Annotated in this window: 15 protein-coding genes and 1 pseudogene; 13 read left to right on the top strand and 3 right to left on the bottom strand. The window is 55.5% G+C overall.

Going from position 1 to position 22,809, the window contains the following annotated elements:
* Window positions 1-10: 10 nt before the first annotated feature.
* Window positions 11-1,558, top strand: a complete 1,548-nt coding sequence (gene glpK / locus WMP97_RS09450) for a glycerol kinase GlpK (RefSeq protein ID WP_340440384.1) — start codon at window positions 11-13, stop codon at window positions 1,556-1,558.
* A gap of 22 nt (window positions 1,559-1,580) precedes the next feature.
* A complete protein-coding gene (locus WMP97_RS09445; protein ID WP_340440383.1) occupies window positions 1,581-2,411 on the top strand; it encodes an HAD family hydrolase in 831 nt (276 codons plus the stop codon).
* Here WMP97_RS09445 and WMP97_RS09440 read toward each other — a convergent pair.
* Window positions 2,408-4,306 (bottom strand): N-acetylmuramoyl-L-alanine amidase, encoded by a 1,899-nt coding sequence (locus WMP97_RS09440; RefSeq protein WP_301733063.1) that lies wholly within the window; start codon window positions 4,304-4,306, stop codon window positions 2,408-2,410. The two genes, WMP97_RS09445 and WMP97_RS09440, sit on opposite strands and share 4 nt — an antisense overlap.
* Window positions 4,307-4,452: 146 nt before the next feature.
* Here WMP97_RS09440 and glf point away from each other — a divergent pair, with 146 nt between their 5' ends.
* From glf to WMP97_RS09425, 3 genes are all read left to right on the top strand, one after another.
* Entirely contained in the window at window positions 4,453-5,649 is a 1,197-nt protein-coding gene (glf, locus tag WMP97_RS09435) for a UDP-galactopyranose mutase (RefSeq protein ID WP_340440382.1), read from the top strand.
* A 33-nt stretch (window positions 5,650-5,682) separates the two neighbouring features.
* Window positions 5,683-5,883: a DEAD/DEAH box helicase gene (locus WMP97_RS09430; protein ID WP_340440381.1), complete on the top strand. Its 201-nt coding sequence runs from the start codon at window positions 5,683-5,685 to the stop codon at window positions 5,881-5,883.
* Window positions 5,884-5,948: 65 nt separating this feature from the next.
* Window positions 5,949-6,536, top strand: coding sequence for a three-helix bundle dimerization domain-containing protein (locus WMP97_RS09425; protein ID WP_248099964.1), 588 nt, complete (start codon window positions 5,949-5,951; stop codon window positions 6,534-6,536).
* Here the strand turns inward: WMP97_RS09425 and WMP97_RS09420 are convergent.
* Window positions 6,533-7,795, bottom strand: a complete 1,263-nt coding sequence (locus tag WMP97_RS09420; RefSeq protein WP_340440380.1) for a TPM domain-containing protein — start codon at window positions 7,793-7,795, stop codon at window positions 6,533-6,535. The two genes, WMP97_RS09425 and WMP97_RS09420, sit on opposite strands and share 4 nt — an antisense overlap.
* A gap of 106 nt (window positions 7,796-7,901) precedes the next feature.
* Between WMP97_RS09420 and WMP97_RS09415 the strand changes: the two genes are divergently transcribed.
* The 5 genes from WMP97_RS09415 (at window position 7,902) to WMP97_RS09395 (ending at window position 14,231) form a co-directional block, all read left to right on the top strand.
* Window positions 7,902-9,854: a glycosyltransferase gene (locus WMP97_RS09415; protein ID WP_301733060.1), complete on the top strand. Its 1,953-nt coding sequence runs from the start codon at window positions 7,902-7,904 to the stop codon at window positions 9,852-9,854.
* Complete coding sequence (locus WMP97_RS09410; protein WP_340440379.1) at window positions 9,844-10,359, top strand: phosphatase PAP2 family protein; 516 nt, start codon at window positions 9,844-9,846, stop codon at window positions 10,357-10,359. Before WMP97_RS09415 ends, WMP97_RS09410 begins: the two co-directional genes overlap by 11 nt.
* Window positions 10,352-11,332: a decaprenyl-phosphate phosphoribosyltransferase gene (locus tag WMP97_RS09405; RefSeq protein WP_023020079.1), complete on the top strand. Its 981-nt coding sequence runs from the start codon at window positions 10,352-10,354 to the stop codon at window positions 11,330-11,332. The genes WMP97_RS09410 and WMP97_RS09405 overlap by 8 nt, the downstream gene beginning before the upstream one ends.
* A gap of 53 nt (window positions 11,333-11,385) precedes the next feature.
* A complete protein-coding gene (locus tag WMP97_RS09400) occupies window positions 11,386-13,080 on the top strand; it encodes a hypothetical protein (protein WP_340440378.1) in 1,695 nt (564 codons plus the stop codon).
* A gap of 137 nt (window positions 13,081-13,217) precedes the next feature.
* Entirely contained in the window at window positions 13,218-14,231 is a 1,014-nt protein-coding gene (locus WMP97_RS09395) for an alpha/beta hydrolase (protein WP_023020077.1), read from the top strand.
* Window positions 14,232-14,560: 329 nt separating this feature from the next.
* Here WMP97_RS09395 and WMP97_RS09390 read toward each other — a convergent pair.
* Window positions 14,561-15,753 (bottom strand): annotated as a pseudogene (locus WMP97_RS09390) (IS1249 family transposase).
* Window positions 15,754-16,403: 650 nt separating this feature from the next.
* Between WMP97_RS09390 and WMP97_RS09385 the strand changes: the two are divergent.
* The 3 genes from WMP97_RS09385 (at window position 16,404) to WMP97_RS09375 (ending at window position 22,792) form a co-directional block, all read left to right on the top strand.
* Window positions 16,404-17,420, top strand: a complete 1,017-nt coding sequence (locus WMP97_RS09385; protein ID WP_340440377.1) for a GDSL-type esterase/lipase family protein — start codon at window positions 16,404-16,406, stop codon at window positions 17,418-17,420.
* Window positions 17,421-17,798: 378 nt separating this feature from the next.
* The gene (locus WMP97_RS09380; RefSeq protein ID WP_340440376.1) at window positions 17,799-21,068 is read left to right on the top strand and encodes a cytochrome P450; all 3,270 of its coding nucleotides are present in this window, start codon (window positions 17,799-17,801) and stop codon (window positions 21,066-21,068) included.
* 38 nt (window positions 21,069-21,106) lie between these two features.
* On the top strand, window positions 21,107-22,792 hold the full coding sequence (locus WMP97_RS09375; RefSeq protein WP_340440375.1) for an AMP-binding protein: 1,686 nt from the start codon (window positions 21,107-21,109) through the stop codon (window positions 22,790-22,792).
* Window positions 22,793-22,809: the final 17 nt, after the last annotated feature.

The following is a 22,809-nucleotide window of genomic DNA, read 5'->3' as shown; positions in this document are numbered from 1 at the left end:
GACTAGACACATGACTAACAAGAAATACGTCGCCGCAATCGATCAGGGAACTACGTCGACGCGCTGCATTATCTTTAACCACGATGGCGAGCAGGTTGCCGTTGGTCAGCTCGAACACGAGCAGATCTTTCCCGAAAAGGGCTGGGTAGAACACGACCCGGAAGAAATCTGGAGCAATACCCGTCGCGCCGTCGGTGAGGCTCTTGCCAATGGCGATATCACCGTGGAAGACATTGACTCGGTAGGTATCACCAATCAGCGAGAGACCACCGTGGTGTGGAATAAGCACACCGGCAAGCCGGTCTACAACGCTATTGTCTGGCAAGATACCCGCACTACCGCCATCTGTAAGGAGCTCTCGGGAGAGGAAGGCCCGGAAAAGTGGCGCCGCCGCACCGGTCTTTTCATTAACTCCTACCCGGCCGGCCCGAAGGTGAAGTGGATCCTCGATAACGTCGAGGGCGCACGCGAGCGCGCCGAGGCCGGCGATCTGCTCTTCGGCACCATTGACAGCTGGCTATTGTGGAACCTCACCGGCGGTGCCGAGGGCGATGCTGGCCGTGAGGCTCTGCACGCTACCGACGTCACCAATGCCTCCCGCACCCTGCTCATGGACATCGAAAAGCTGGAGTGGGATGAGGAACTGTGCAAGGAAATGGGCATCCCAATGTCCATGCTGCCGGAGATTCGCCCATCCCTCGGTGATTTCCGTACCGTGCGTGAGCGCGGTTCGCTCTCCGGTGTTCCTATCCGCGCCATCCTGGGTGACCAGCAGTCTGCGATGTTTGGCCAAGGCTGCTTCCGCGCCGGCTCTGCAAAGAATACCTACGGAACCGGATTGTTCCTCCTGCTGAACACGGGCACCACCCCGAAGTTCTCTGAGAATGGCCTGCTGACCACCGTGTGCTTCCAGCGTGAGGGCGAACGCCCTGTCTACGCGTTGGAGGGCTCCGTATCCATGGGCGGTTCCCTAGTGCAGTGGCTGCGCGATAATCTGCAGATTATCCCGAATGCTGCGTCCATCGAGAACCTGGCTCGCGAAGTTAAAGACAACGGCGGCGTCTACATCGTGCCTGCCTTCTCTGGCCTCTTCGCCCCGTACTGGCGCCCGGATGCTCGTGGCGTCATCGTGGGCCTGACCCGCTTTGCCAACCGCAAGCACTTGGCTCGCGCCGTGCTCGAGTCCACTGCATACCAGACTCGCGACGTGGCCGATGCGATGGTGGCAGACTCCGGTGTGGAGATCACCGAGCTGCGCGTGGACGGCGGCATGACCATGAACGAACTTCTGATGCAGTTCCAAGCGGACATGCTCGGCGTGGAAGTACACCGTCCGAAGAATATCGAGACCACCGCGACCGGCGCGGCCTTCGCGGCAGGTTTGGACAATGGCTTCTGGGATGACCTGAGCGTTTTGGGTAGCCAGACAGGAGACATGAAGGTGTTTAAGCCGAAGCGTGAGAAGGAAGAGGTAGAGGCTCTCTACCGCGACTGGAAGCGCGCTATTAAGCGTTCCTTGGACTGGGAAGATAACGAGGACGAGGATCTGGACTTCTAAGTCCTGAAGTAAACTCGCGGGTATGGAGAATTTCCCTGCCCGCGCTCCTCGCCTCATCGCGAGCGATATTGACGGCACCCTGCTGGACCGCAACCACCGTGTCCCGCGTCGCAACCGTGACGCCGTGGCGCGGGCGGTCCAACAGGGTGCCTATTTTGCGCTTTCCACTGGCCGGCCGTTCCGGTGGATAGCGCCCGTGTTGGAGCAGCTTCCCGTCCGCCCGGTGTGTGTGACTTCGAATGGGGCGGTGCTCTATGATTCTGCGGAGGACCGCGTGATGTCCGCCCACGAGCTTTCACCTGCAGCGTTGGCAGAAGTGGTGAATGTGGCCCAGACGGTGTTGGGTACCGTGGGCTTTGGAGCGGAGCGGGCAGGAGGCTCGCTTGGCGACGCCGTCGAGGACCTCTTCGTAGTCGAACGCCACTACTCCGAAAACGCCCTCTTTGAAGGCTTCGGGGTGGTCAGCATGGGCGAGCTTGTGGGGCAGCCTGCCGTGAAGTTTCTTATCCGCAATACGGACTACTCCGCTCCGAAGCTGTATGAGCTCATCGCGCCCCATATCGATCCGGAGCTCGCGCACCTGACGTATTCCATGCAGGAAGGGATTCTGGAGGTTGCCGCGCCCAATGTGACCAAGCGCCGCGGGGTGGAATGGTTGGCTGAGCACACCGGCGTCGCCCAGCAGGAGACGATCGCATTTGGGGATATGCCTAATGATATTGAGATGCTGCGCTGGGCTGGCTGCGGTGTGGCCATGGAAAACGCCCACCCAGAGGTTAAGGCGGCCGCGGACGCGGTCACCGTTGCTAACCACCAGGCGGGCGTGGCAAAGGTGCTAGAGCGCTGGTTCTAGTCGGTGAAGATGTCTACCTTTTCCGTTTCGGTGTTGTAGACAATCTCGCCGCCCTGGAATTTCACGCGGATTTCCTTGCCATTCTTCTCCTCATTGGACGTAGGCAGGCCGAGCTTGGAAGCATTATCGCCCTCGGACCACTTCTTGGCAATTTCACCGGTGAGCGCCTTGGTACCGGACTCCTTAGAGGAGAGCACCACGCCATTCTGGAAGAGCTGGTAGAGGATCTTGCCGCCATCGGTGGTATCCGGGCCGCCAACTGCCAGGCCCAGCACCGGGCCGAAAGCGTTGAGGACGGAGGTCCAAGACTCCTTGAGGCCTTCGTTATTCGAAACCTGTACGACCTTATTGACAATCTCCGGAATATCGCCGGTGGTCAGGTTGCCCGCCACCTTTTGATCGGTATCAGGCTTCTGCAGGCGGTCATTGGCGATGAGCACGCCGAAGACTGCGGCAGCGATTCCAGCGAGGGCGGAGATAGTGGAGACTGGTACCTCGACGTCGCCTAGCGAGGAGGTGATGTCCCCACCCACCTGCTGCGGGGTCTTGGGGGCATTGGGCTGAGGAGCCTTCTGCCAATTCAGATCCGTACTGTTCTTGCCGGACTTGATGGCATCTGCTTTGCGCTTGGTGTTCTTACGGATTTCGTCCCAGTGGCGCATGGTGTACTGACCCGGGCAGGCCGTGTAGTGAAAATCATTATGGCCCGCGAACGCCGGCACGGTGGCCATGGTTCCTGCAGGGAACTTGGAGCCGTTGAATCCGCCGGAGTACAAGCTGGCCTTGCCCATTGGATCGATGCCAGAAATAGCGGCCTTCCAGCCCGCAATCTCGGCCACGGAGTTGAGCATCTCGCGGGAAGGCTCGGTTTCCTCGTAGTTGCCAATCATGGAAATGCCCCAGTTATTGGCATTGAAGCCGCCTACGTGGGCACCCTGTACAGCCTTGTCCAAACCGCCATAGCGGCCCTCATAGATGGTGCCGAACTTATCTACCAGCACGTTGTAGCCGATATCGCACCAGCCCAGGGTCTGTGCATGGTATTCATAAGCACCGCGAACCTGTGCCGCTGCCTGCGCGCGGGTGTAGTTATTGGTACCCGCGGTGTGGTGCAGGGTCATGGCTTTCAGGCCATCGTCGTAGGTTGGCTGCTGGCAGCGTTTGGACTCGTCGGCGCCCCAGCCAGCGCGGGAGACAACCTTGGGCATACCCGCGGTTTCCGCGGTGGGTTCGATAGCTTCGCCGGCTTGGGCATTACCGTCGATAAACACGGCGTCGAGATCCGCAACCTGGGTGCGCTCATCGGCCACGGGGGAGATATCGCCGACGTTGTAGGCAAGCGGTGCCGGGCGATGGGCATCAGCGCCCTTAGCGGCTTTGTCCAGGAGGGAGTCTTCCTTCTTGTCCAGGTTGGATCCGGTCACGAGGTCGACGTTGGCCATAGAGACCTGAACATCGTTGGTATCGCCCACGAAGATGAGCTCGGTGCCGTTCTTGCCCTCGGAGTAGTTCATCGCATCCATGGGCAGCCACTCGCTCCAGGAGCCATCCTGCTGTTTGGAGCGCACGAAGGAGTTGATATCGCGCTTGCCCTCCCACGTGACGGCGAACATGTTGAAGGTTTCGTCGCGGTGGAATTGCTTGACCGCGCGGCGGCCTTCGCCATCGCCCTGCGCGGCTACGGCGGGGTCATCGACGACGATGGATTCGCCATCGCTGAAGCTGGTGGAGGCGTTTTTGACCTCAATGGGACCGCCATTGTTGGAGTCCTGGGTCTTAAGTACCTGCTGGCCGCCGAATGCGGCGGTCACGGCGAGCGCGATAGAGGTGACTGCCGCAATGACCGGGGTGGACCACTTGGACCTGGTGGGTACTAGTCGACGTCGTTGTTGCACTGTTATCTCCCTGGGGTTGTGCAGCTGTAAAAACGGTTGCCAAAAGTTAAGAATTGATTGTGATGGTACGTTTGTGACTTCTGTGAAACCTGTTGCGACACGCCGTTGCGCCGTGTCGGTTGCCGAAGTGCAATAAACTGGGGGCCATGACTTCTTATGACCTCATCGTTGTTGGCTCTGGATTTTTTGGCCTCACGGTTGCCGAGCGCGCCGCTAGTCAGCTGGATAAGAAGGTGCTCATTGTGGAGCGCCGCAACCACCTCGGTGGCAATGCCTACTCCGAGGCTGAACCCACCACCGGAATCGAGGTGCACAAGTACGGTGCGCACCTCTTCCACACCTCCAATAAGCGCGTGTGGGACTACTGCAATAAGTTCACCGATTTCACCGATTACCAGCACCGCGTCTTTGCTATGCACGATGGCACCGCCTACCAATTCCCGATGGGTCTAGGTCTTATTAACCAGTTCTTCGGCCGCTACTACTCCCCGGATGAGGCCCGCCAGCTCATCAAGGATCAGGCCGGCGAGTTCTCCCCGGAAGAAGCGCAAAACCTGGAGGAAAAGGCCATCTCCCTTATCGGTCGCCCGCTGTATGAGGCCTTTATTCGCGATTACACCGCTAAGCAGTGGCAGACCGACCCGAAGGAGCTGCCGGCCGCGAATATCACCCGCCTGCCGGTGCGCTATACCTTCAACAATCGCTACTTCAGTGACACCTATGAGGGCCTGCCTGTTGACGGCTACGCGGCATGGCTAGAAAACATGGCTGACCACGACAATATTGAGGTCCGTTTGGATACCGATTGGTTCGAGGTTCGTGAGGAGCTGCGCGCTGAGTCTCCGGATGCGCCCGTGGTCTACACGGGCCCATTGGACCGCTACTTTGATTTTGCCGAGGGCGAGCTGGGCTGGCGCACCCTCGACTTTGATCTGGAGGTGCTGGACACCGGCGATTTCCAGGGCACGCCCGTGATGAACTACAACGATGCGGACGTGGACTACACCCGCATCCATGAATTCCGCCACTTCCACCCGGAGCGTAAGGATAAGTATCCGAAGGACAAGACGGTCATCATGAAGGAGTACTCGCGCTTCGCCGATAAAGGCGATGAGCCGTATTACCCGATTAATACTCCGGAAGACCGCACTAAGCTGGAGGCCTATCGCAAGCTCGCCGCCCAGGAATCGAAGGACAATAGGGTTCTCTTCGGTGGCCGTTTGGGCACCTACCAGTACCTGGATATGCACATGGCTATCGGTTCCGCGCTGTCCATGTTTGATAATAAGCTCGCGCCATTCTGGAACGAGGGCAAGGCTATCGAACAGGAGCGTGGCCACTAAGCTTGATCACCTCTGCAGGAAGGAGGTGACGGTATGGCTGATCGCCGCATGTGGAAAATGTCGCCGGAGCGGCTGCAAGAGCATCTAAAACTGCGTAGCCGTGCATCGCGCATTCCCGATAAAAAGAAGGAACAGTCCAAGAAGGCCTGCCGGAACTCCCGGCGGGCCTTCCCGCATTTTCGGTGCAGAAAACTATTGGGTTTCTCCCAACCGTTTGACTTAACCCACCGTTAACCTGTAAAGTTAACGCCAGGTTAACACTTAGCAAACGGGACAATAATCCGAGAAAGGGGATAACAATGAACCAGTTTGAAACCCTGCGTCAGGATCTGCACGAAAACTACGGCCACGAGTACACCGCCGCAGAAATCGATGCCAAGCTCGATGAGGTTATTGCCAAGCACACCAAGAAGGCAGAGCTCGAAGAATTCGTGCCGCTATTGGTGGAGCGTGAGGTGCGTGAATACTTCGGCGCTCACCGCCTTCATATCCGCTTTGCCGCCGGTACTAATAATGCGCTGGCCCAGGCTGCGGCGGAACTGACCCGCAAGCACGCCGGCGAGGCCCTCTTTGTAGATACCGCCGTTGCCCACCCGGAAAACGAGGCAGAAGGCCACCTCGCCCACGTCATGAACGAGCGCGGTATGGGTGAGGCTCCAAATAAGTACCTTGATGAGGTGCGGACGGTAGCGATGCCGGATTATATCGTGTTCCTAGGCCGTGAGGTCGAACGCGATGAGGCAGGCAAAGACATCAAAATCTGGGATATTCCTACCGCGGATACCGTAGAGCAGGCGCGCGAATTGGCCGATGACCTCGAAGCCCGCGTGCTCTACATGCTCAATAAGCTGGGCATTGATCCGGTCACTGAGCCGGTTAACGCCTAGAAGCGATACGGGTTCGGTAGCTGGGAGGAGACATTGTTGTTGGCCACCCAGAAGCCCGCGAACCTATAGGGCATATAGTGTGTGCCCATGCCGGGGCGCCATTCCGGCGTGCCCAACAGCGGGGGAGTCTGGCGGTCGCGCTGTGGATATAGCCTTTCTGGCAGCGCACCCACCAGTGGGTGGTAGTCCTCTAAGAGGCGAGCGAAGGCGAAGTCAAAGTCATCCCGCGAAAGGTCCTGAGATAGGTTACTAATGCGCTGGGTCATCTGGCGGAGGCTGGCGTTGTCGGGTTGACGGGAGAGGGCCGTTTGGGCGTCGTTAAGCAGCCATTGCGTCTCGCCGGCGCGTACCGCAGTATCGCCGTCGCAGAATTTTTCCAGGGAATCTATCTGCGCTGCGGCCGTATGGATCTGCTTGAGCGCCTTATAGGACTCCTTGATGGAGGCGGCATGCGAGGAAAAGTCCTGGACGTGTTCTAAGGCCTTGAGCGTCGGCCGCGCATCGGTGTACTGATTGACTAGGAAACGCCACTGGACCTTGAGGGAATCGCCCGCCAAGGGGGATTGCAGGGCATTAATGCGCGCCTCCGTGCGCTCGATGAGCTCCTCGGCGCTATCGCGAACTCCCGCAATATAGTCAAAGCGCTTGCGCAGGCGGGCGCGGCGGGTGAGCAAGTAGGTAATGAGCCCCACCGCGGCGAGGACCACGATCACTGACGTGGTGGCAATGAACATAGACCACGTGGGCGCCTCCTGCGCATATTGCCGGCGCACGGTCGGATCCGCGGCGGCGCGCGTGGCCAAGATCATGCCGACGGTATAGTCATCGTCCTCCAGCGCCGGCCGCATCTGATCCAAGATGCCGTCCACGCGGCCTGCGTCATAAATCTTGATGTCTCGGCACACTTGGGCGCCACAGCGCACGGCCATGCTATTGGGTTCAAAGCCTACGGCGATAACGAGTACATTCTTCTGCAGCTCACCGTTGCTGATGAATTGTGGGTGCTCGCGCGCCAAGTCATGCAAAAGGGTGCGGGAAAAATCCTCGCCCGAATTCGGATACGTGGCGTAGACAACCTCGTGCACGGAATCTGGAAGGTGCATGGACTGCGCTTGCGATTTCACGGCCTCTTCGTCCGAAGAGCTTAGAATCTGGGCGTGGTCCAAAAAATCCACCGCGGGCTTGTCCTCCGCGAGGGCGGCGGGTGCGCTAGCTGCAGCAAAAAGACCTACTACTGCCGCGCAAGGAACCCATCTCATGATGTTCCATCCTACGGGCTCCGCGTGTAAACCGTAGTACTTATGCAAAAGCAACTACGCTAAATCGCTGACTACTGTTTATACCGTTTGGAGAATCGAAGTTATCGTGACTGCCAACAACACCCAGGCCCATGAGCCCCTGCAGCGCATTCTGCTGCCTAAGCGCGGCGAGCCCTTTGATGTGCGGATGCTCTACCTCATCGAGGCCGAGCAAAACCGCGAACGCCTCAGCTGGTTTAACCGCACGTCCGTAACCATCCCGGCCGGCGAGGAAGCCTCTTTTGAAACCTACTTCAACGCCTTCCCGGCCTCCTATTGGCGCCGCTGGTCCCAGCTGCGCTCCGTTATCCTCAGCCTGGACATTGAGGGCCAGGCAAATATTTCCCTCTACCGCTCCAAGCAGGATGGCCAGCGCATTTCCGTGGCCAACCACCTGGTAAGCACCGGCCACCATGAGTTCGAGCTGCCACTCAAAAACTTCGAGGACGGCGGCTGGCTGTGGTTCGATATCACCGCCGAGCAGGACACCACGCTTGCCGACGCCGCCTGGTGCTCCCCCCACGCCCCCGGCCCGCAGGTGCTGCCGGACGGCACCGAGCAGCCGGCCCAAGACAAGCGCGTGGCGGTAGGCATTCCCACTTTCAACCGCCCGACCGATGCCGTAGCAGCCCTTAAGGCATTGGCCGAGGACCCAGTAGTCGATGAAATCATCGACTTCGTCCTCATGCCGGACCAAGGCAACCAGCACCCTGCTGATGAGCCAGGCTATGACGAGGCAGTCGCTCACTTTGGCGAGCGCTTCCGCGAGTTCCGCCAGGGCAACCTGGGCGGCTCCGGTGGCTACTCCCGCATCATGTACGAGGCGCTGGAAAATACCGATTCGCCCTTCATCCTTTATATGGACGATGACATCGCCATCGAACCGGATTCCGTGCTGCGCGCGGTGCAAGCGGCCCGTTACGCTGCCAAGCCGATTATCGTCGGTGGCCAAATGCTTAACCTGCAGGAGCGCTCCCAGCTGCGCACTACCGGCGAGCGCGTCAACCGTGCCGATTTCATGTGGGGTGCGGCACCGCACGCCGTCTACGACCACGACTTTGCCAAGTACCCGCTGCGCGCCATCGGTACCCGCGAAACTCACCTAGATCCCAAGAAGTACGATTCCCGCGCGCTGCACCGCCGCGTTGACGTGGAGTACAACGGCTGGTGGATGTGCCTCTTCCCGCGCATTGTGGCAGAAACCAACGGCCAGCCGCTGCCGCTCTTTATCAAGTGGGACGATACCGAGTATTCCCTGCGCGCAGCGCGCAATGGCTTCCCCACGGTGACCTGGCCAGGTGCCGCCATCTGGCACATGGCTTGGGCCGATAAGGATGATGCCATTGACTGGCAGGCCTATTTCCACTTGCGCAACCGCCTCATCGTTGCCGCGATGTACCACGAGGGACCGGCCAAGGGCATTACCAAGTCCATCTTCAAGTCCACCCTCAAGCACACCATGTGCATGGAATACTCCACCATGGCCATCCAGATTGAAGCTATGCGCGACTTCCTAGCGGGGCCGGACCATCTCTTTGACATCCTGGAGTCCTCGCTGCCGCGCATCGCGGAAATCCGCAAGAACTATTCCGATGCTGTTATTTTGGAATCCGCAGATGAGCTGCCCTCTCCCACCGGCGCGCCGGGTGTGCCTACGCGCAATATCGGCGGCCGCCTAGCCAAGATTAAGAAGATCCCGTGGGCCATCAAGGGCCTCAAGCACCTCGTGAGCAAGGAAGACGCTGCGCACCACGAGGCGCCTCAGCTTAACCTCACTCCGGACGAGGCCCGGTGGTTTACCCTTTCCCGCGTGGACTCTGCCACCGTCTCTACCGCAGGTGGCACCGGTGTGGCCTTCCGTAAGCGCGACCGCGACTTGGCCAAAGACCTCGTATCGCAGACCCGCGAGCTACTGAAGGAGATCGAGGAAAACTTCGATGACCTGCGCGCTGAATACCGTGCGGCGCAGCCGGAGCTGACCTCGCGCGAGTCCTGGAAGAAGGTCTTTGATGCCCAATAAACTTTCCGTAGCAGAATCGCGCGTCCTCGAATCCATCCAGGGTGCGGCCTTTGACGTGCCCGGCGTGCTTCCTACCGCCCGCGGGCTCAGCCACTGGGGCGAGCATGCCCTGGGCTGGATGGGCAGCGCTGCGGTAGGGGCGGGCGTCGACAAGCGCCGCCGCGAGGGCTGGATCCGGGTGGGCGCTGCTGCTTTTCTCGCGCACGCCGCTAGCGTGGTGCTCAAGCGCATCGTGCGCCGCAAGCGCCCCGATTATCCGTACGTGCGCGTGGGGGTAAAGACTCCCTCCAAGCTATCTTTTCCCAGTTCGCACGCGACCTCGACTACTGCATTCCTGGTGGCGGCGAGCCGCCTTACCGGCTGCAATGCGCCGCTTCTCGGCGTGCCAGTCATGATGGCATCGCGTATGGTCCTCGGAGTGCACTACCCAACAGATACGGCAGTGGGTGCGGCCATCGGCGCTGCTACCGCAGAGGTCGTGATGAAAGGAATGAAGCATGAGTGATGATGGAAACCAGCACTTTTTCCATTCGGAACCGCACACCTCTGGCGTAGATACCGGCCGCAAGCGCAAGCCGCCGAAGAATCTTGTTGATGGCATGATTAAGGCCCTGCGTCCCAAGCAGTGGGTCAAAAACGTCCTCGTGCTGGCGGCCCCCGCCGCGGCCGGCGCCGATGCCCTATTTCACGGCCGCGTGCTTGTCGATGTCCTCTTGGCCTTCGTCGTCTTCTGCCTCGGCGCTTCCTCCATCTACCTGATCAATGATGCGAAGGACTGGCGCGAGGATCAGGAGCATCCGACCAAACGCTTCCGCCCGATTGCCTCCGGCGTGCTGCCCATCAAGCTCGCCTATGTCATGGCCGTGGTGCTCATCTGCTTGTCCATCGGGCTATCCTTCCTTGCTACCGCTGGCCCGCAGCTGGCAATTGTGATGGCGATTTATATCGCGTTGCAATTGGGCTATTGCTTCGGTTGGAAGCACATGCCGGTGATTGATATTGCCCTGGTTTCCTCCGGCTTCATGCTGCGCACCATGGCCGGTGGCGTGGCTGCAGGCATCGAGCTTTCGCAGTGGTTCCTGCTGGTGGCGGCCTTTGGCTCGCTATTTATGGCCTCAGGCAAGCGCTACTCGGAGATCCTTCTTGTGGAGCAAACCGGCGCGAAAATCCGCAAGTCCCTGGAAGGTTATACGCCTACCTACCTGCGCTTCGTGTGGACGCTAGCCGCCACCGCGGTGGTTATCTGCTACACCCTCTGGGGCTTCGAGCTTGCTAACGATGCCCAGACCGGTGGCGTGTGGTACCAAGTCTCCATGGTGCCGTTTACCATCGCCATCTTGCGCTATGCGGCCGATGTGGACCGCGGCCAGGGTGGCGCTCCGGATGAGATTGCACTGGAGGACCGCACTTTGCAGGTTCTCGCTTTGGCTTGGCTCGCTTGCATCGCCATGGCGGTGTATATCATGCCGTTGTTCTAGACACAGCTGAATCGATATAGAAATTTTCCGCGGGGCTGATAAACTTTCTTCCCGTGCTTAACACCGACCACAAGAGTATCGCCCGCTGGAGTACCCCGGCGGTCGTTCTTGTGATCGGTGTTTTATCTTTGTGGGGCGGTTTTGCGCGCCGCTGGATTTCCGATGACGGACTCATTGTCCTGCGCACCGTGCGCAACCTCGAAGCCGGAAATGGGCCCGTGTTCAATATGGGCGAACGCGTAGAGGCCAATACCTCCACGCTGTGGCAGTACCTCATTTTCCTGGTGCGCTGGGTGACCCACGCAAACCTAGAAGGCATCGCCATTTACTTGGGGCTCATTCTGGCGGTCGCGGCAATGGTAGTCGGTACGGGCGCTGCGGCAAGCATGCGCACTGGCGCCGTTCTTCCGGCCGGCGCGCTAGTGTATCTGGCCCTGCCGCCGGCCCGAGACTTTTTTACCTCTGGCCTGGAATGGGGCTTGTGCATCTTCTATCTCGCTATGCTGTGGCGGCTTTTGCTGCGTTGGACGCGCCCGCGCCGCCACTCTGGGAGCAATAGCGATGCCTATTGGCTCGCCTTCTGGGCCGGATTGTCCTGGCTGGTGCGCCCAGAGCTCGCTTTATACGGCGGTCTGGTGGGAATCGTGCTTCTTGTATCCCACCGCTCGTGGAAGATTCTTGCCGCCGCGGTGCCGCTGCCGTTGGCCTATGAGATTTTCCGCATGGGCTACTACGGTCTACTAACCCCGCACACGGCCGTGGCTAAGTCTGCGGCTGGGGCCGAATGGGGCAAGGGGTTTACCTACCTGGCGGATTTTGTCGGCCCATACTGGCTCTTCCTGCCGCTTATCGTGCTCGCCGTGGCAGGTCTATGGAAGGCAAATCTGCGCCCCACCTCGGTGCGTTCTACTGCCACCGCTATTTATCTCTTTGAAGGCACTGCGCTCATTCACACGCTCTACGTGCTGCGCGTGGGCGGAGATTTCATGCATGGTCGCATGCTTTTGCTCCCACTTTTTGCGGCACTGCTTCCCATTTTTGTGGTCAGCGTTCGAGTATGGATAGCCTCCGTGTTCTGTGCGGTATGGGCGCTAGTTATCGTTCTGCGCGGACATCCGGTGGACCGCAGCATCTACGAGGGCGAGATCTCCATCGTGGATGAGCGCGATTTCTGGACCAACGCGACCCAGCGTGAGAATCCTCCCAGGCGAGCCGAAGAATTCCTCGGCGCCAAGTTTATGGAGGACTACCAAGAGGGTATCGACGAGCTGGAGGCTGGCGACGCCATGACCTTCCGCTATATCAAGGGGGAAGATAGGTTCTCGTGGACGGCGGCCCCCGCAGATCCCTCGCGCACCGACCCACCCACCGTTTACCTGCTCAATTTGGGCCTTTCTTCCATGAATGCACCGCTGGATATTCGCGTGCTGGACAATATTGGACTCAGCAATCCTTTGGCGGCGCGCCAGCCACGCATCGAGGGTGGGCGCATTGGGCACGACAAGAGCTTGGACATGTCATGGCAGGTGGCAGACTCTGCCGTCGATATTGACGAGGTTCCGGCGTGGATTGATAAGTACGAGGCTGCCAAGGCTCGCGCCGCTCTTGCCGACGCCGATTTTCAGAAACTCTTCGCTACCTACAGGGATCCTTTAACTTGGGACCGTTTCTGGAAAAATATTAAATTCTCCCTGACAGACGGGCGGACCCTAGCCTTCTCCTCGGATCCCTCGGACTACCTGCACTAATTCCTTCAAATGCAGACTTTAGGGCCAACCTAAGTTACACTAACCTGTGACATTGTTATCGATCCGTGACGTTAACGATATACAGGGTTCGGACGATAGAGCTTAGTGACAATCACCGAGTAGTTTGGAGGAGAAAGATGACTGCTTCCATCAAGGGTCGCGTCCTTTCAGTCATCATGGCAGTTGCCGTAGCTTTGGGCCTAGCCGTCGTGGCGGGGTCCCAGCCGGCAGAAGCAGCCAACCGCGACTGGCTGCGCCGTGACGCCACTGGTACGTGCGAGTGGGACAAGGTTGCCTGGTGGGTCCAGCGCTGTGACGTTTGGTCCCAGGCCATGGGCCGCACCATCCCGGTACAGATTCAGCCCGCAAAGCGCGGCGGCAATGCTGCCCTCTATTTGCTTGATGGTCTCCGTGCCACCGATCGCACCAACGCGTGGGTAAACGACGTCAATGCTGCAAGGACCTACGAGCCGCACAACATTACCTTGGCTATGCCGGTTGGCGGTGCCGCTTCCTTCTATGCTGATTGGCAGGGGCCTGCGACCTACGATCTATCAAACCCCGTTAATTATAAATGGGAGACGTTTCTGACCAGCGAACTCCCAGGCTATCTGGAGCGAAACTTCGGCGTTGCACGTAACAATAACTCTATTGCGGGTTTGTCGATGGGCGCTGGTGCCGCGCTAACCCTGGCAGCGAAGCACCCGAATCAATTCCGGCAAGCGCTGTCTTTTTCCGGTTTCTTGACTACCACTGTTCCGGGGGCACAGACGTTCATGCGTCTGGCTATGTTGGATGCTGGTGGCTTCAATATCAATGCAATGTACGGATCGCTGTTTAATCCGAAGCGTTTCCAAAACGATCCGCTGTTGCTGATCCCTCAATTGCGTAACACTAATCTATATATTTCTTCGGCCTCTGGTATTCCTGGTCCTGGGGACAGCCATTATCTGCCAGAGCATCAAGCCGCTGGGGCAGCCTTAGAGGTCGGGTCTAACGTGACTACTCACGTGTGGGAAGGTGCTGCGCGGCTGCAAGGTCTAAATCCGACTGTAAGCTACCCAGCCCAAGGCCTGCACAACTGGGAACAATTTGGTTATCAGCTTAATCGCTCTAAACCTCAAGTTCTGAACGTGATGAACGCGTGGTAGCGCAGCAGTTCATTTACTAGAGTTGGTTGTTTGAACAGTGTCCTTATAACTAAAGGCCGACAGCTAGAGTTGAAGATCGCAGTACAATCATGGTCTCGCTATATTGAATTGGTATGAATCTGAATGGCCCTACGGGGGTCGTCTCTTGCCACATCTGATTGAGTGGACACGGGTGTGGTTCTACGCGACTAGTCCGATTTTATTTGCGGTCATAGCCATCAAATTGATGGAGCAGTAATAGCACCACGAGTTCCGCCGTTTCGCCTTGTAGCGTGCGTACCAGATAAAAATTTCCTGTGGGATACGAGATGTTTTGAGGAGAACTTGGCTTAAGGGTCAAAATGTGTGTCTGGCTCGGCGTGTCGCTGGGATTGGATTTGGCCTTTTTGGATGCCGATTGAGTGGGTGTACTCGGTGTCGATACCGTTGTCGTAGAGGGCTGGTCGTCCTGTTTCGTGGTCGGCTTGGTTCTCGGTGTGGGTCAGGATGGATACTTTGGCGAGTTGGTCCTGGCCCCAGTGGGACTGCTTGGCGATGCGTAGTGGCTCGTCGGGCAGTTCTGCTTTTAGATAGAGCCACCACTCGAGCATTCGGCGTTGGCGTTCTCCGCGTCGTCCGCGGTTTGTTCTCGCTAGTAATTTCAACTGGGGGTTGATTCCGCCTTCGAGACTATTGGTGGTGGCTTATATTCGTGAGTATCAACGACTCCTTCAGGCGGGGTGAGGTAGACAAGCAGCAGGTCGCTACGCCAGGCTGTTGTAGGCCTTGCGCACGTTTGCATGGGCCAACGTATGCGTTCAATGGACTGTTTGGGGTCTTTGACGAGGGTCTTTTCCTCTAACCAGGTGCGGTAGACCGAGGCGAATCCATTCAGTTGTGCGCCCCATTGGCTGGCTTGGTCGATAGTGGTAATGCGTGTGAGTTTGGGTGCCAGTTGGTAGATGGGGCACCCAGCATCAGTACGTGGACGTGAGGTGGTATAGCGGCGTACCACACGCTGAGCATGCACCAGGCAGCGTTGGATGACAGTGGTAGGCCAGCACTGTTTGATGGCGCTAGCAGCTCCTTGCTCGCCGTCAATGACGGCGATTGAAGGCGCTGATATTCGTTCCAATAACTGTGTGTAGGCATGGGTGGTTTCGCGCTTGCACCAGTGGCAGGCAATGACGTGGTCTAGGGTGCCGGCCACGATTAAACATCTGTTGGCGGTGTAGGTGCCGTCGATAAAGACTTGGTCATAGATCCGCCCGGTATGACCGACGATGAGGTCGAGAACATCTACAAGCCAGCACCAGCTAAAGCGTCGTTTCGTTGTTGAAGCACTGATACCATTTTGTGTAGCCAAAGCTTCCAGTGAAGTTGTGGAGATGCAATGTTCGATGAACTGGCTCAATGCGGCAGCTTTGGTGACATCTGGTCGGCTTTTATTGACTGAAACTCCGCAGGCCTTACACCGCCTTCGGGTAGTTCCTTTGCAGTTGGTATCGCCGCCGCAGTGGCAACGTGGTCGATCCTTTGGCATTGGGCCACCAGACCACCGCCTACTACCACGGGTTGGCTACCACGTCGTGGATTTCGCATCTGAAGCTCAGATATACGCCCGCGAAGCATATATCCTGCGAAACGCTACAGGTCAGAATCTAAAAATACCTGATCTTAGGCATGCATTGTGACCCTCAACCCCCGTTTTATTCGAACAGCGTAAAGAGAGCGTCAAGGGAATTTTGGTATCAGTGGTAAAGCGCACTAGCAGTCAGTTAGCGCGTGTAGGTGCCATTCCGGTGCATTGAACGAAAAACGGCCCTACTAAGGAGCAGTGCACCGCCAAAGCGATATTCCAATGTGTCAACTCGAATGCATGCTTACAAACTAGACACGCCTTCTGCTCAAAAGACGGAGGAATGTCCGAACGCTGGTCAAGCATTTATGGTTTGCATGTAGTGGAATCCGCGCAAATATAGTGCTCTAGTGCGAGGAGATTTAGCAAGTAATGGGGACACATTGGATACAGCGCAGAAAGGGATTTCTAAAAAGTTACAAGCTATACAGAATATCCCTGAGGAACTTTGAGATGACGTGTAACATTTTAACGAAAGCTGAAGAACTATAAATAGTGCCACTGTGGTACTTTCAAGGATTAGCCAGTCAATTTTAACCTTGAGAAGAGGACCAATGAAGATACGAAAAATTTGCGGTGTAATAGTCGCGCTCGCCATCGGGGTATCAGGGGTGCCAATTGCACAGGCAGCCCCTTCTTTACCATCGTTACCTCAACAAGCGCCGACGCTTCCCCAACTGCCGCAAATGCCACCGCTTCCCCAACTGCCGCAAATGCCACCGCTTCCAGCGGCACCAAAAAACCTCCAACCAAAGCCTCAAGTGAACCAAAACGTTCGGGAAACCTATCTGAGCTTTGGCGACTCCGTAGCGGCCAACCCTACAGCACTAGACGTGGCGGTATACAAGACTAAAAAGAACGTCCCGAATCTTGAGTGGCCAACCATTCGCAATGGCTCCTGCGCACAGGATCCTAACAACTTTGCAGTTCAGGCTGCGAAGCGTACTGGCCTGCGCCTAGAGGACTATTCTTGTCCGGGAGCGACTGCATACGTCGAACCGCACGGAAATGATGCAATCCCACATGACACAGTTCGTCAGCAGGTTGAGCGAGCAATAGCGGATCGTAAGCTCGATGCGAATACGCGGCTGGTGACTATCAGTGCTGGAGTTAACGACACTTACCAGCCAAATAACTTGCCATCAATGACTACACAGCCCCAACGAATGGCTCGTTACGATGCGGCAATGACAGGTGCTATTAACCGTGTGAAAAGCGTCGCCCCCAACGCAAAAGTAATTCTTCTGGGAATCCCAGATGAAACAGATGGGCACAATCATACGTGTGGCTCCAATCTTCTAGGGGTTACCAGTCACTGGTATTTCCCACTTGTGGCCTATTACCAAGATGAAGTGCGGGAACAGCAACGATTGGCCGCTCTGCATACGGGAAGTGAGTTTCTGGATATGGTCGCCGAGATTTCCGTTCAAAGTGGCAAGAATGGGTGCTCTAATGATCCTGGACGTTATGGTGCCTCGATCTTTGACGATTCACCGCATAAGTTGGCCGGGCATCTCACTGATGCCGGGCACGGATATTATGGTAGGCGTATTGCCGAAACTTATCGCTAAGGCATCCAAATGGGTCAACAGGCAGGTGATGGAAATAGCCACTAATTCCTGTCTATGACTTTTACTAGAAGAGACGGCAATTTCGTCATTGACACAGAAAGAACGACGATATGACTCCTGAGTTTGTATTCACACTGGTCCAGAACTATCCGCTCACGACGCCGCTGGTTCATCTAACCGGTACATTGCGTTTAGACAATTTCTTGGACAGAACCTTGAATGCATGGCCGAGCATTCAACAAGTATTTCAATTATTTTAGAAGTACGCCTTCAAGAGCCATTTAACGTAGCTGTACAAATTCCTATCTGTAAGTCCAACAAGGACTTCAATCCGAGACGTATTACTGCGATGTGAATTCAAAGAAGGAGCTAATCTAGATGACTGGCACTAACACCAACGCCTCGAAAAATGACAATAACTCAACTTGTTTGGCGGAATTGCCAGGACCCAAGGTTTACCCGTTTGTCGGAACTGCATATTCGGTTGACCCTAATAACATTGTACAATCCGCAACTAAGCTTGCTAAAGAACATGGGCGATTTTATCGACAGGTAATCCCTGGGACAGAGCCTTTCTATGTAGTGAGCTCCTTCGCACTGGTGGATGAACTATCGGATGAATCCCGATTCCATAAATTAGTCCACCCTGCTCTGCAAGTAGTGCGTAATTTTGCGGGGAATGGACTGTTTACTTCTGAATATGATGATCCGGAGTGGGGCAAAGCCCACCGTATTCTCATGCCGGCGTTCAACCCGTTAGCGTTGCGGAGTATGTATGGTCAAATGACGGACATTGCGGACCAGTTAATGCTTAAGTGGTCCAGAAATTCTTCAGGAGCGGCAGTTGACGTTGCTAATGATTTCACTCGTTTGACTCTCGATACGATCGCGCTATGCTCGTTCAGCTATCGGTTTAACTCGTTTTACACCGAAGGTTTCCACCCGTTTGTCAATGCAATGGCAAGAGGCCTACATCATGCAGGCCGAAAGGCTCACGCACTTGAAATTCAAAAAAAGCTTGACTTTATTGGTCAACACCGATTCCAGGGGGACATTAAAACCATGGAAAATACGGTGGATGAGTTGATTTCAGAGCGGCGTCGGAATCCCAGCGCTGAGGGTGATGAAGATGTTCTCGACGTGATGATGAATGCTGAAGATCCGTCGACTGGTGAAAAGCTAAGCGATGAGAACCTCCGTTATCAGCTCATTACTTTTCTAATTGCAGGCCACGAGACTACCTCAGGACTTCTAAGTTTTGTGGTGTATGAGTTAATCAAGAATCCGGAAGTCCTTCAGAAAGCTCGAAAATTAACAGACAAGGTTTTGAATGGTCGCTTTCCTAAGTATGAAGATCTTAAAAATCTGGGATACATAGACCAGATCTTACGTGAAGGCTTGCGACTATACCCGACGGCACCAGCATATGCTGTGACACCTTATGAAACCACCACAATCGGCGAAAATGGAGGAACGGCTGGCGACCCTGTAACTGTTAATCCAGGCGACACTCTTCTTGTCCTTTTGGGACACATGCATCGTGATCCGGCTGTGTGGGATAGTCCTGAGGAATTTAGACCGGAGAGGTTTGAATTTGAGAGTGCAAAGAAAATTCCGCACAACGCCTGGAAGCCGTTTGGCAACGGCGAGCGATCCTGCTTAGGCCGTGCATTCGCCATGCAGGAAGCGACAATGGTTCTTGCTTTAATTATCCAACACTTCGATCTTGAATTCGCTGATCCTTCATACGAACTTACCATGTTGGATGGACTCACTTCGAAACCGAAAGATCTATTGATCAACATCGCTCCGCGAGAAAAGTTCCCGTACCGGGGTCGAGGCGGGGAGTCTGAGACCGAAGCAGGTGGGTCGATTTCCGGCGAGGAAAAGTTTGACAAGGTTGCGGTTGCCGAGCCAAACGGGCATAAGCTGCGGCTATTCGTCGGATCCAATGCTGGGACTTCTCGGAATCATGCGAAAAAACTGGAAGCGTTCGCTAATTCGCAAGGTTTTGAAACGGAGGTGGCTGACCTCGATGATGCAGTTGATGACCTGCACTCTGGAGACGTAGTAATAATTGCTACCAGCTCTTATGAGGGATTGCCGCCGGAGAATGCGAAGTCTTTTTTCAAGTGGCTGACCACTGGGGACTGTCCTGACTTAGGTGAAGTAAGCTTTGCCGTAATTGGTAGTGGTAATTCCGAATGGGCGGAAACGTTCCAACGCGTGCCGTCAGTCATCGATCAGGCTATGGAAGCGGCGGGGGCTAACCGGCTCGTCGATAGGGGAGCTGTAGATGTTCGCGGAGACTACCTCTCGGATTTCGCGGACTGGGAAAAGCAGCTTTGGCAGGCTATTGGAGATCATCTTTCGGTAGAAATTGACAGCCAAGACGAAGCGAATTCTGTTCAGATCCAGTACATGAGCGAAGGTCGAGCAGATGCCTTGTCGACCGATTCGGAGAGCGAATTTTTTGAGGCCGTAGTTCAAAGAGTTGTCAGGCTTTCAACCGCCGCAGATGGACCGATCAATGATAAGTACCGGGTGGATATAGAGCTACCTCAAGAAGTTAAGTATTCTACAGGTGACTATCTTGAAGTACTACCGCGAAATCCAGAGGTTTCAGTAAATCGAGTTTTGGATCGATTTAGACTGTCAAGCGAGGCCCGCATAAAGCTGAACGGCAAATCTACGATTCTTCCAGTCGGCCAAGTGATGACTCTTACTGAACTGCTTACTAACTACGTTGAGCTTGCAACTCCAGTTAGTAAACAGCACATCGGCATCCTACAACGCAACTGTGTGTGCCCCCCGGAAAAGAAGGAATTGGAAATGCTCCTTGAACCGGCCACTTATGCTCAGTTGTTGAAGAATAGGACCTCATTGATAGACCTCCTCGAGAAGTATTCATCAATTGATTTGAGCTTTGAAGAGTATTTGTCCCTCCTCGAGCCAATGAAGCCCCGCCGCTACTCTATTTCCTCCTCCTCGTTGGCATCTACTAATCGGGTGTCCCTTACCTTCTCTAGGCTAGAGTCTCCAGCTTGGTCTGGAAGTGGAGTTTTTTCCGGTGTTGCCTCCAACTATCTAGCTGGACTAAAACCAGGGGCAAAGGTTTGCGTTTCCGTTGTTGGTGGAAACCCCCACTTCCGCGCCGATGACGTGGACAAACCAGTGGTGATGATCGGTGCGGGTACAGGGATCGCACCTTTGAGGGCGTTCATCGAGGAACGCGCGATTGAATCACGGAATAGTACGCGTGCTGTGGAACCTGTACTACTCTTTTTCGGATGCCACGGACCAGATTCGGATTACTTGTATCGTGAAGAATTGGAAGTCTGGGAGAAAGACGGTCTAGTCGACGTTAGGACAGCCTTTTCTAGGCATCCAGAAATGAATTCTTCCCAAAATGAAGTGAAGTACGTTCAAGACAAAGTATACGAGAATCGTCAGGAGGTAATGGACTATATTTCCAGGGGCGCGAGGGTCCTAGTTTGCGGAGATGCGACCAAGGTTGCGCCCTCGGTGCGTGAAGTCATGCGAACGATTGTTGGGGAACATCTCAACCTAGATGAAAGCGCTGCCGCCGCTGCAGTTGGAAAGATGGAACGAGAATCGTTTACCTATGTCACTGATGCATTTTCATAAAATTGCAACTAAGTAATTTAAGCCGTGAAAGGAAAACAATGTCAAAATACACACTGCAACCTAACACTCAGCATGGTGTTCCTAGGAAGGAAGTTGTTCGTCAGTTCCTTTACTTTCTTAACGTCATTCGGAAAAACAACATCTTTGAGTTCGGTTCGGCGCGGGAGGTAAGGTCCGACTTTGAGACTATTCGAAGGTTTGGGACGTTGGAAAGTGGCGCATTGGCGAATACAGCACGCCGTCACCCTGAACGTCTGGGCCTAGTTGATGACGACGGCGAGCTAACGTTTGGTGAGTGCTTCGAGCAAGTGACTCGACTAGCAACCGGACTTCTCAAAAACGGTGTGGAGGACGGAAGCAATGTAGCCGTCATGGCACTAAACGGGCGTGCTGCAATATTTCCGCTTTGCGCACGTCAGATGGCTGGCTACCATATTTTCATGATTAACGCCAATAGCTCTGGCCCCCAGATCGAGCGCGTGCTTGAGTTCCATGAAGTTAAAACCCTCATCGTGGACCAATGTTTCTACGAAAGGCTTACGGAGACTACTAAGAAGACGTGTCAGATCATTATTGGTCACGTGGAGGATAGCTCCTCCCTCCCTGAGGGTGTCCTTACTATGGAGGGAGTCATAGAAGCCGGCAGTCCTAATTTGAACCTCCTGCCCAAAAAGCCTACGAAGTCTCAGCATGTCGTGATGACCTCGGGTACCACAGGAATGCCGAAGGGAGTTGTACGCCGCCAGCTTAAGTCGCCTCAGGGTATTGGACCGATTTTGGGCGCTATCCCATGGCGCCGAGATATGTCTGTCCTTCTTACAGGCGTACTATTTCACTTCTACGGCTGGGGTAATATGCTGTTGTGCTTATTTACCGGTTCGACGATCATTACTCAACGCAATTTCGATTCAGCGAAAGCACTTGAACAAGTGGAACGGTATGGTGTGGATGCGTGGATCAGCTCCGCCTCTCGGCTTCGCGGGATGATAGGTTATTTGGATAAGAACGGTATTGACCGCGTGCCTGGCCTTGAGTTTGTAACGTCCTCGGGTAGCCCCCTCACCCCTTACGAGGTGCAAAAAGTAAATCAAAAGTTCGGCCCCATTTTCCACAATTGCTACGGTTCCACTGAAACTTCTGGTCTTGCGATTTCGTCAGCCGAAGACTTGGCGGCAGACCCAACGTTGACTGGTACTATTCACCCAGGCTCAATGATTGAGATACGAAACGATGACGGTCAAGTGGTTCCCGACGGCGAAGTAGGGGAGATTTTCGCCGGTGCCTACGACATGTTTGCCGGATATACCGATCCATCAATTGATATTAAAACTCAAAATGGGCTACTGCGTATGGGTGATCGCGGCTATAAGAAGGGAAATAAGCTATACGTGGGCGGGCGTGCGGACGACCTAGTAATTACGCAGTATGGTGAGAAGATTTTCCCTTCTGAGCTAGAGGACTTACTGATCCGAGACAGTCGTGTCGCAGAGGTACATGTACACGGCGTTCAAGATCCTGACTTTGGCCAGGCTCTCCGTGCCTACATCATTCGGGAAGACGGCGTGAATTCGGAGGAGCTTACAGAAGATGAAGTTCGCCGGCTAGTCCGCGAGGGCTTGTCCGACGCGCACACTCCTCGCGACGTGTTTTTCGTTACTGATTTTCCTCGCAACCCAATGGGTAAGGTTATACGCCCTGAGCTTCCTGGCAAGTCGACAGCCTAGAGAGTTCAATTCGTCTG

Origin of the sequence: Corynebacterium sp. KPL4072 (assembly GCF_037908395.1) — a bacterium.
In the GTDB taxonomy this organism is placed as follows: domain Bacteria; phylum Actinomycetota; class Actinomycetes; order Mycobacteriales; family Mycobacteriaceae; genus Corynebacterium; species Corynebacterium kefirresidentii.
This window is presented reverse-complemented; position numbering and strand designations above follow the sequence as displayed.

Coding starts and splice junctions, on each gene's coding strand:
- glpK (WP_340440384.1), top strand. CDS start 11: ATGACTAACAAGAAATACGTCGCCGCAATCGATCAGGGAACTACGTCG.
- WMP97_RS09445 (WP_340440383.1), top strand. CDS start 1,581: ATGGAGAATTTCCCTGCCCGCGCTCCTCGCCTCATCGCGAGCGATATT.
- glf (WP_340440382.1), top strand. CDS start 4,453: ATGACTTCTTATGACCTCATCGTTGTTGGCTCTGGATTTTTTGGCCTC.
- WMP97_RS09430 (WP_340440381.1), top strand. CDS start 5,683: ATGGCTGATCGCCGCATGTGGAAAATGTCGCCGGAGCGGCTGCAAGAG.
- WMP97_RS09425 (WP_248099964.1), top strand. CDS start 5,949: ATGAACCAGTTTGAAACCCTGCGTCAGGATCTGCACGAAAACTACGGC.
- WMP97_RS09420 (WP_340440380.1), bottom strand. CDS start 7,795: ATGAGATGGGTTCCTTGCGCGGCAGTAGTAGGTCTTTTTGCTGCAGCT.
- WMP97_RS09410 (WP_340440379.1), top strand. CDS start 9,844: ATGCCCAATAAACTTTCCGTAGCAGAATCGCGCGTCCTCGAATCCATC.
- WMP97_RS09405 (WP_023020079.1), top strand. CDS start 10,352: ATGAGTGATGATGGAAACCAGCACTTTTTCCATTCGGAACCGCACACC.
- WMP97_RS09395 (WP_023020077.1), top strand. CDS start 13,218: ATGACTGCTTCCATCAAGGGTCGCGTCCTTTCAGTCATCATGGCAGTT.
- WMP97_RS09385 (WP_340440377.1), top strand. CDS start 16,404: ATGAAGATACGAAAAATTTGCGGTGTAATAGTCGCGCTCGCCATCGGG.
- WMP97_RS09380 (WP_340440376.1), top strand. CDS start 17,799: ATGACTGGCACTAACACCAACGCCTCGAAAAATGACAATAACTCAACT.
- WMP97_RS09375 (WP_340440375.1), top strand. CDS start 21,107: ATGTCAAAATACACACTGCAACCTAACACTCAGCATGGTGTTCCTAGG.